This window comes from Tunicatimonas sp., assembly GCF_049647865.1.
GTDB lineage: Bacteria > Bacteroidota > Bacteroidia > Cytophagales > Cyclobacteriaceae > Tunicatimonas.
Genome location: NZ_JBARYM010000586.1, coordinates 1 through 9,661, shown reverse-complemented (window position 1 = coordinate 9,661; position 9,661 = coordinate 1). Strand labels below are relative to the sequence as shown.

Here is a 9,661-nt window from a genome sequence, read left to right as displayed (position 1 = left end):
CGAATATACTGGCCGATAAAAACTATCAAACTGAACTTCCCTAATACTTCCGAAAAAGCATTTTATAAATAGCCTGATTCTTTATAAAATCAGGCTATTTCTTTGTATCAGGACTTTTTTAGCTATTAAAAAATGAAGAATGGACTTAGGCTATGTTAACTAAACGTTAAGAACAAAGGGGTGAATTAATAATTAGATAAATAACAATCACTGAGCAAAACTAGTCTTAAAACTGTACTTTTGCAGCCGAATTTTTTAACCAATTAAACCTAATCTATGAAAAGTAATTTACTAATTTTATTGTGGGTGGCGATAGCTTGCCTAGGCAGTGTGTCCGAGTTATTAGCCCAGGGAACAACTACGGCTAATATTCGAGGGCAGGTAATAGACGAAAGTGGGGAAGGACTACCTGGGGCCACCGTGCTGGCGGTTCACACTCCTACGGGTTCTCAGTGGGGCAACGTAACTGATGCGAATGGGTACTTCCGACTTTCTGCATTAAGTACAGGAGGCCCGTATACCGTTACAATAACATTCGTAGGGTATGAGCCTAAAGAACGAAATAATATCTACCTTCAGTTAGGTCAAACCTACAACCTTAATATTGAGCTGTCCGAATCAGCAACTGAGTTGGAAGAGGTATTGGTGACAGCTCAGCAGGGTGATATAATCGACGGTAATCGGACGGGGGCAGAAACCTTTGTTTCGTTAGAGAAAATTAACACCACGCCAACCGTAAACCGCTCTATCGGTGATTTTGCCCGGTACACTCCGCAAGCTACTATTGAAGAAGGTGGCGATGGCTTATCAATTTCTATTGGCGGCCAAAACAACCGTTACAATGCTATTTACATTGATGGCGCGGTAAACAACGACGTTTTTGGTTTAGCTGGTAGCGGTACCAATGGCGGACAAACGGGGGTTTCACCCATTAGCTTAGATGCCATAGGTCAGTTTAAAGTATCTGTTGCTCCAATGGACGTTCGCCAATCGGGTTTTGCGGGTGGTTCTATTAATGCGGTTACCCGTAGTGGAACCAACGAAGTAGAAGGGTCAGTTTACTATCTATGGCGGAACGAGCGGTTGGCTGGATTAGACCCTGCTGAAGACGATCAGATAGATGATTCTAATTTCGAGCGGGAGAGGTTACCCGAATTCAGTTCGCAAACCTACGGAGCACGGATAGGCGGCCCATTGATTAAAGACAAGCTATTTTACTTCGTAAGCTTAGAACAGGAGCGCAATGAAACGCCTCAACCGTTCAATATTGCCAACTATAACGGAAACGTCGGTGTTGAGCAAATCAATCAGTTATCCAGCTTTCTCCAGTCTCAGTATGGCTACAATCCAGGTTCTTGGAATGATAACACCGCTTTTCTAAATAGTGATAAATTATTAGCTAAGATTGATTGGAATATTAATCCTAATAACAAATTAAGTGTCCGTCATTCATTTACCGGAGCAGAAAATTTAGAAGCTAGAGCCTCAACCAGTTCGGGTATTCGCTTCCGCAATGGATCCGAATACTTTGTATCCAATACCAACTCTACGGCACTAGAGTTAAAGACCAACATTGGTAACTCCATGTTTAATCACCTCACTATTGGAGCTACGCTGGTAAGAGATGATCGTGACCCTTTTGGACAGGAGTTTCCTGCAGTTTTTATTGATGATGAACGGGGCGGATTTACTTTTGGGGCGGAGACATTCTCTACAGCTAATTTATTAGATCAAGATGTAATTACAGTTAACAACAACTTTGAGCTATACAAAGGCCGACATACGTTGCTATTCGGTGTGAACCTGGAATTTTATCGGGCTAAAAACCTATTTATCCCGTTTAATTTCGGCGATTATGAATGGGCACGGTCGGAGCCTATTGGCACCTCTAATTTAAATGATTTCTTAGCAGGAGAGCCATCAGACTTTTTTATTCGAAGCTACTCGCTACGAGATAATGTGACGGGCGATGAGTCAGTTGCTGGGGTTGAATTTAGCGGTGCTCAATACGGGTTCTACGTGCAGGATGAATTTCAAGTAAACTCTAAACTTAAAGTTACCCTGGGCTTACGCGGCGATATTGCCACGTTCTCCGAAACGCCAGAAAATCCGGATTTCAATAACAATACATTTCCAGCAATTGAAGCCGCTGGTTATGATCTGCGAGGGGCCCGCACTGGTGACTTTATTGACCCCCAACTATATGTTTCTCCACGTTTCGGTTTTAACTACGACCTGACGGGTGATCAGACCGCTCAAATTCGGGGTGGGGCAGGTGTTTTTACCTCCCGTATTCCGCTGGTGTGGCCCGGTGGTGCCTATAACAACAACGGGTTAAACCGAGGTACGGTACTGCGATTTGGAGATCTACCCTTTAATCCTAACATTAATCAACAACCTCCGGGTGAGGTAAATCCAAACAATCCCGAACCATCGGGCGATATTGATATTTTTGCCTCAAATTTTAAGATACCCCAAGTAGCTAAGTTCAACTTAGCCTATGATCAGAAGCTGCCCTGGGGTATGATTGGTACTTTGGAAGGTATCTTTAATAGCACAATCAACCAAGTATACTACCAGAACGTAAATCTTAAACCGGCAGTAGGTCAGCTAGAGGGCACGCCTGACGACCGCGCCATATTTGACCAGGATGATCCGATAGATGATACTTACGGACGGATTATTTTGGGTTCTAATACAAGCAAAGGCTATTCTTACAACGTATCGGCACAATTGGTAAAACCGCTACAGGATGGCTTTCAAGGATCAATTGCTTATTCCTACGGAGATGCCCTTTCTATTTACGATGGAACTTCCTCACAGAATTCGTCGCAGTGGCGAGGATTACACGCAATTGACGGGCGAAATAATTGGGAAGAACTAGCTCGCTCTGATTTTGCTCAAGGCAGTCGAGTCATTGGACAGGTATCTTACGAAGCGGATTACTTCAGTTTCGGTCGAAGTCAGATATCTTTGGTCTACGAGGGAGTTTCAGGGAATGTGACTACGTACATCTATGGTAGCGGTGATGATATTACCAACGAAGATTCTCGCAACCGAGCATTGGTTTATGTCCCTAATAACCAAAGTGATATTATTTTAGTAGATCAAACAGATGATGAAGGGAACGTGACGGTTTCGGCAGCGCAGCAGTGGGCTTCATTAGATGAGTTTATTTCTAATAACGAATACCTAAACTCTCGCCGAGGACAATACACCGAACGCAATGCATCCCGCGCTCCATTTATCAATACGTTTGATTTACGATTCTTACAGGATATATACCTTGAGCAAGGTAACGGGAAACGACATACACTTCAGTTCTCGGTAGATATTTTTAACTTTGGTAACTTGCTAAATTCTACGTGGGGCCGGAGATATTTCGGTTCTTCTAGTGGTATTGAGCTACTGGAATTTGAAGGTTTTCAGGGAGATACGAACGTACCTACCTTCACCTTTCAAGAATTTCAGAATGATGATTCTTTCTACGGAAGACTAGACAACCAGGGAGTCATCAGTTCCCGTTGGCAAATGCAGCTAGGAGTACGGTACATCTTTCAATAATAAACTTTCAAACTTAGACTCAAGAGGCTCAACAGTGAGCCTCTTTTTTCTCCTCTAGTATGCAACAATTACCTCTGCTCTTTATTACTGGTCTACTGCTATTTAGCTGCAAAACCAATCAACCGCAGTCCTTCTCGCAGGTGCCCGCAGTACCGATAGACACTACCCAAGTACTCACTACCATCGCCTTTGGCTCCTGTAATAAAGCTGACGAGCCTCAGCCGCTTTGGCCCGAAATTGTTGAGCAACAACCCGACTTGTGGGTTTGGTTGGGAGATAATATCTATGGGGATACTCCGGATATGGCACTGATGCAGCAGAAGTATCAACAACAGTTTCAGCAGAAAGGCTACCAGCAACTACTGGCTTCTACTTCGGTCATTGGCATCTGGGATGATCACGACTATGGCATTAACGACGGTGGTAAGCATTTTGCGCAGAAAGCACCGAGTCGCGATCTGATGCTGGAATTCTTGCAGGTAGCCCCCAGTCGCCCAGTTTGGAACCGGGAAGGTGGCTATCAGTCGTATACCTACGGTCCTGAGGGCCAGCGGGTGAAAATTATTCTGTTGGATACCCGCTACTTCCGTGATACGTTGATGGAGTCTTCAGTAGAAGGGAAGCGTTACGGGGCCAATCCTGAAGGAGACATGTTAGGCGAAGCCCAGTGGGCGTGGCTTACCGAAGAACTTAACAGTAGCGACGCTCAATTCAATATTATTGGGAGTAGTATCCAGGTCATCCACGATGAACATGGGTTTGAGAAATGGGCGAATTTCCCCAAGTCTCACCAGCGACTGTATGATTTAATTGCTGCCTCAGAAGCGCAGGGCGTAGTTTTGCTGAGTGGCGATCGCCACATCGGTGAAATCTCCCGTCTCAAACTACCAGAAATGCCCTACCCGATGTACGATATTACTTCTAGTGGCCTTACCCACGTATACGAAGAAGCCAACGAAGAGAACCGCCATCGGATTAGTGATTTAATCGTTTCACTCAACTATGGTTTAATCCAGATCAACTGGCAGAACCACGAAGTTACTTACCAAATCAAAGGCGAAAACGGAGCTACCTACGCTTCTGAGACAATCACTTATCCAATGAACGATGATTGATTCAGTTGCTTGATTGCTGAATGGTTGATTGCCTTTCATTCAAGCGAACTGCTGTCTGATTGGATAAAGATTGCTAATTATTACTTGCACCCTGCACCCCGTTCATTCTTCTTCAAAAAGAAATTCGTTGTAGGCATTTCGAAGTTCGCGCAGGGCGAGGTGATCTTGTTGCTTTTGAGCAATTGTAATTCCCTTCTGATATGTTGCTTCGGCTAGTGTGGTTTCACCTGCGCTTTGATATAGCTTAGCGGTGTGGTAGTAGGTAGCTACATAATCAGGGTGTTCCTCTAACAACTTCTCGTAATATTGGCGAGCTTGCTGAGGATCATCCTGCACGTATTCGGTAGCAATAGCATACAGGGTAAACGGGTCATTTGGTTCTTCTTGTAAGAAATCGAGTAGTTGAGCTAGACGTTCGGTATTCATCCCCAGACTGATTTTTATTTATTCTTGATTTACGTAACTTCGCAGCGAAAAACGGGTTATAAAAGTAAATATTGAAGCAAAAGAAGCGATGGCCTATGAAGATTTTAGTATGCATCACCCACGTACCCGATACCACATCAAAAGTATCGTTTACCGATAATAACACCAAATTTGATCCCACCAGCGTACAGTATATTATTGGCCCTTATGATGATTATTCCTTAGCCCGAGCCATTGAACTGAAAGAACAACACGGCGGTTCAGTTACAGTAATCAACGTAGGCGAAGCCGAAACCGAACCTACTATCCGTAAAGCACTAGCCATTGGGGCAGATGATGCTATTCGTATTAATGCCAATCCGACTGATAGTTTTTTTGTGGCTCAGCAAATCGCTTCGGTGGTAAAGGACGGTGCCTACGATTTGATACTGATGGGACGTGAATCAATTGATTACAACGGTGGTCAAGTACACGGTATGGTAGGTGAGTTGGTAGGAATGCCTTCTATCTCACCCGTAATGCAGCTAGATATTGAGGGTGATACTGCTAAGTTAGCTCGGGAAATAGAAGGTGGGAAAGAACAACTGGAGGTAAAACTACCGTTTATTGCTGGTTGCCAAGAACCAATTGCCGAATGGAAAATTCCGAATATGCGCGGTATTATGATGGCTCGCAAGAAGCCACTAGATGTTAGAGAACCCACTAGCGATGAGCAAATGACGGATACCGTTCGCTACGAACTTCCCCCTCCCAAAGGTGAGGTAAAAATGTTCTCGGCTGATGAATTAGATGGGCTGGTACAAGCCTTAAAGAATGAAGCTAACGTACTCTAGCGGTAGCAGACTTACCATTCAAATCATTGATTTTTAGTAAATTATTAGCAACACCCGAAATAGACACGTATGGCAATAGTAGTGCTCGTTGAAGAATCCGACGGAAAAATAAAAAAATCATCTTTGGAAGCTATAGCTTATGCTGCCGCTTTAAATAAGCAGATGAATGAAGATGATGTAGTAGCTTTAGCCTTAGGAAATCAGGTTAGTAGTGAAGAGCTAGAAAGCTTAGGAAAATTTGGAGCTAACCGGGTACTGCATGTTACCGACGAACGATTAAACCAAGGAGTAATTCAAGCTTACGCTTCGGTGGTTGACCAAGCTATGAACGAGACAGGTGCTAAGGTATTGGTGCTCGCCAAGTCTTCCCTGGCCGATCCGGTTGCTTCTCGGGTAGCCATTAAACAGCAAGCGGCACTAGGTGCTAATGTAGTAGACTTACCCGATCTAAGCGATGGGTTTGTGGTAAAACGTAGCATCTACACTGGTAAAGCGTTTGCGTATACTAAGCTCGACCGAGATAAAAAAATTATCGCGTTGCGAAAGAACGCAATTACTCCCGAAGAAGGAACTGAAACAGCTACGGTAGAAAACTTCTCGGCCACCCTATCAGATACTGATTTTGACGCTACCATTACAAACACTGAGAAAAGTGAAGGCGATATTTTACTACCTGAGGCTGATATTGTAGTATCGGGCGGTCGCGGCCTAAAAGGTCCGGAGAACTGGGAGATGATTGAAGAGCTAGCGGATACTTTGGGAGCTGCCACTGGCTGTAGTAAACCGGTATCGGATATGGGTTGGCGACCCCACCACGAGCACGTGGGGCAAACCGGGGTAAAAGTAAGCCCCACTCTGTACGTAGCAGTGGGCATTTCAGGTGCTATCCAACACCTTGCTGGGGTAAACTCTTCTAAATACATTTTAGTCGTTAATCAAGATGCTGAAGCACCGTTCTTCAAAGCCGCCGATTACGGAGTGGTGGGCAACGCCTTTGAAATAGTGCCTCAGTTAACCGAAAAGATCAAAGCTTCTCAAAACTAAGTTGCTTATACTGTGAATAAAATTGAATTAGAAATCTTAGGTCTTTCTTCTAGCCAGTCTCAGCAGGGTTCGTTTGCGTTGGTGCTGGGAGAGACAGTAGGTAATCGCCGATTACCCATTATCATTGGAATGTTTGAGGCCCAAGCAATTGCTATTGAGATTGAGAAGATTGTTCCAAATCGTCCGATGACTCATGATTTATTTAAGTCGTTCGCGCGAAACTTCCACTATACAGTAGAAGAAATCATGATCTCTGACCTAAAGGAAGGAGTGTTCTTCGCTAAAATCGTTTGTAGCGATGGAGCGGGTACTACCGAAATTGACGCCCGTCCTTCAGATGCTATTGCCATTGGTCTACGATTTAACGTGCCCATTTTTACCAACGAAAGTGTGCTTTCCGAAGCCGGTATCGTACTGACTGATGAAGAAAGCGAGCCAGAGATACCACCCACTCCAACTGGTTCGGGGGGGCGGAAGAAGAAAGGTTCATCTAATGAGAAGTTAAAAGACTTGTCGTTCGATCGCCTTACGTCCATGTTAGAGGAAGCCTTAAAAGGAGAAGACTATGAAAAAGCGGCTAAGATTCGGGATGAGATGAACCGCCGAAATTAACATTCTTACCTGAAATACATGCCCGAACCTACGTAGGTTGGGGTAGCACCCACTAGCCTGATCTACTATGCCCTACGTTCGCGGAATTCTGGGAATTGCTGCCCTGGTATTTATTGCCTTTCTATTATCCAGAAATCGGCGGGCAGTGAACTGGCGGTTAGTGGGAATAGGAATTGCTATCCAACTGGTGGCGGGAATCTTAATTCTGAAGGTTCCGTTAGTAAAAGGTATCTTTAATAAGGTTAGTGAAGCCTTTGTAAAGTTTTTAAGCTTTTCCCAGCAAGGAGCCGAGTTTTTGTTTGGTGACCTAGTAAATGCTTCTTCTTTCGGCTATATCTTTGCCTTTCAAGTACTGCCTACTATTATATTCTTTTCTACGGTTACCGCAGGTTTATACTACCTGGGTATTCTGCAAAAAATTGTTTACGGTATTGCCTGGGTTATGGCGCGCACTATGCGCCTATCGGGAGCAGAAAGTCTATCAGCCGCCGGAAATATCTTTTTAGGACAAACCGAAGCCCCACTGCTGGTTCGTCCCTACATTGCTGGAATGACGCTTTCTGAAATTATGTGTTTGATGACCGGCGGAATGGCGACCATTGCGGGCGGGGTACTGGGTGGCTATGTTGCTTTTTTAGGAGGAGATGATCCGGTAGAACGGACTCGCTTTGCTTCCTACCTACTAAGTGCATCCATTATGAACGCCCCGGCGGCAATTGTTATCGCAAAAATACTAGTACCCGAAACCCAACCTGATAAAATACGGTCAGAGCTTAGTGTGAGTGGCGAAAACTTAGGAGTAAATGTGATTGATGCGCTTTCCAGAGGAGCAGCTGAAGGGTTAAAACTATCGTTAAATGTAGGGGGGATGCTACTGGCGTTTATTGCCGTAATTGCGGCTATTAACTATTTTTTATCGGGTGTAATTGGTGAACTAACAGGCCTAAACCAGTTTGTTGTTCAGAGCACGGAAGGTACATTCGATGAATTTTCGCTAGAATATTTACTAGGACAACTATTTCGAGGGTTCGCCTTCATTATGGGAGTAGATTGGAATCAAACCCTCCAAGTAGGTAGTTTGCTGGGGCAAAAGACAGTAATTAACGAATTTGTGGCGTATCTAAGTTTATCAGAAATGAAAGCAGCAGGTGGTTTAGACGGACGAGCCCTGGTAATTGCTACCTACGCGCTCTGCGGTTTTTCTAACTTTAGTTCTATCGCTATTCAAATTGGCGGTATTGGCAGTTTAGCCCCCGAGCAGCAAGAAAACCTCTCTAAACTAGGCATGTGGGCATTGACGGCTGCTACTTTCGCTTGTATGATGACCGCCACTATTGCCGGGATGCTCGTGAGCTACTAAGCTTTTTCTTTTATCTGTAACCTTTTTCTTCGTATAAGTCGTTTTCTGATACTTTTCAATCTAACTCTTCGCGACTCTAGTGTGCTTTCGTCTGGCGGATTTCCTAATAAGAAACCGTATGGGTTTAACGGAGGTACCGTGTCAAAAATTACTTTGGTGATAGCAAGTATTGGTATAGATAAAATCATACCAATAGCACCCCAGATCATTCCGCCAAAAAATAGTGCTAAAATAGCGGCAAATGGGTTAATACTTACCCTTCCGCCTACCACATTGGGAGTAATAAAGTTACCTTCCAGAAACTGAACTACCCAAAATATAAGGGCTACTCCTACCGGATACCACAAAGAATCTTTAGTAACCAAAGCAAATAATATAGGGAGAAGCGAGCCAATAAAAACCCCGATATAGGGAATAATAGTAAGTACCGCTGCTAAAGCACCGAAGAACATCGCGTGCTCAATTCCCAGTATCATTAAACCGGTGGTGTTTAAAACGCCGACGATCAAGATAACCGTGAATAGGCCTAGAATATAGCTCCGCACTACCTTCTCTATCTTGATCACCGTTGTACCCACTATTTTATGATTCTCCGAATGGAATAACCGGTATAAAAAATCTAAAAAGAATTTTCGGTAGTAAAGAAAGAAGAAGAGCGAAATGATTGCTAGGAAGAACGCTGTAAAGAAACCAGCAGTAGCTGATAG

8 protein-coding genes are annotated in these 9,661 nt (G+C 44.1%); 6 read left to right on the top strand and 2 right to left on the bottom strand.

All coding sequences use genetic code 11. From position 1 onward, the window contains the following. Window positions 1-276: 276 nt before the first annotated feature. Both WBA23_RS17345 and WBA23_RS17340 read left to right on the top strand, forming a co-directional pair. Window positions 277-3,564: a TonB-dependent receptor gene (locus WBA23_RS17345; RefSeq protein WP_424583548.1), complete on the top strand. Its 3,288-nt coding sequence runs from the start codon at window positions 277-279 to the stop codon at window positions 3,562-3,564. Window positions 3,565-3,623: 59 nt separating this feature from the next. Next, window positions 3,624-4,679 carry an alkaline phosphatase D family protein gene (locus WBA23_RS17340; RefSeq protein WP_424583547.1) on the top strand — a complete coding sequence of 352 codons (1,056 nt, stop codon included), beginning with the start codon at window positions 3,624-3,626 and terminating at the stop codon, window positions 4,677-4,679. Between the two features lie 102 nt (window positions 4,680-4,781). On the opposite strand, the gene WBA23_RS17335 is transcribed toward WBA23_RS17340, so the two are convergent. Beyond that, window positions 4,782-5,105, bottom strand: a complete 324-nt coding sequence (locus WBA23_RS17335; protein ID WP_424583546.1) for a tetratricopeptide repeat protein — start codon at window positions 5,103-5,105, stop codon at window positions 4,782-4,784. Window positions 5,106-5,200: 95 nt separating this feature from the next. Between WBA23_RS17335 and WBA23_RS17330 the strand changes: the two genes are divergently transcribed. The 4 genes from WBA23_RS17330 (at window position 5,201) to WBA23_RS17315 (ending at window position 8,954) form a co-directional block, all read left to right on the top strand. Beyond that, window positions 5,201-5,938, top strand: a complete 738-nt coding sequence (locus WBA23_RS17330) for an electron transfer flavoprotein subunit beta/FixA family protein (protein WP_424583545.1) — start codon at window positions 5,201-5,203, stop codon at window positions 5,936-5,938. A 69-nt stretch (window positions 5,939-6,007) separates the two neighbouring features. Next, window positions 6,008-6,982 (top strand): electron transfer flavoprotein subunit alpha/FixB family protein, encoded by a 975-nt coding sequence (locus WBA23_RS17325; protein ID WP_424583544.1) that lies wholly within the window; start codon window positions 6,008-6,010, stop codon window positions 6,980-6,982. 12 nt (window positions 6,983-6,994) lie between these two features. Beyond that, a complete protein-coding gene (locus WBA23_RS17320) occupies window positions 6,995-7,594 on the top strand; it encodes a bifunctional nuclease domain-containing protein (RefSeq protein ID WP_424583543.1) in 600 nt (199 codons plus the stop codon). Between the two features lie 67 nt (window positions 7,595-7,661). Next, the gene (locus WBA23_RS17315; protein ID WP_424583542.1) at window positions 7,662-8,954 is read left to right on the top strand and encodes a NupC/NupG family nucleoside CNT transporter; all 1,293 of its coding nucleotides are present in this window, start codon (window positions 7,662-7,664) and stop codon (window positions 8,952-8,954) included. Here WBA23_RS17315 and WBA23_RS17310 read toward each other — a convergent pair. Next, on the bottom strand, window positions 8,951-9,661 hold a 711-nt coding region (locus WBA23_RS17310; RefSeq protein WP_424583541.1), incomplete at its 5' end, for an AI-2E family transporter. The two genes, WBA23_RS17315 and WBA23_RS17310, sit on opposite strands and share 4 nt — an antisense overlap.

Excerpts from the sequence above, each read along its gene's own strand:
- WBA23_RS17345 (WP_424583548.1), top strand. The coding sequence starts at position 277 with ATGAAAAGTAATTTACTAATTTTATTGTGGGTGGCGATAGCTTGCCTA.
- WBA23_RS17340 (WP_424583547.1), top strand. The coding sequence starts at position 3,624 with ATGCAACAATTACCTCTGCTCTTTATTACTGGTCTACTGCTATTTAGC.
- WBA23_RS17335 (WP_424583546.1), bottom strand. The coding sequence starts at position 5,105 with ATGAATACCGAACGTCTAGCTCAACTACTCGATTTCTTACAAGAAGAA.
- WBA23_RS17330 (WP_424583545.1), top strand. The coding sequence starts at position 5,201 with ATGAAGATTTTAGTATGCATCACCCACGTACCCGATACCACATCAAAA.
- WBA23_RS17325 (WP_424583544.1), top strand. The coding sequence starts at position 6,008 with ATGGCAATAGTAGTGCTCGTTGAAGAATCCGACGGAAAAATAAAAAAA.
- WBA23_RS17315 (WP_424583542.1), top strand. The coding sequence starts at position 7,662 with ATGCCCTACGTTCGCGGAATTCTGGGAATTGCTGCCCTGGTATTTATT.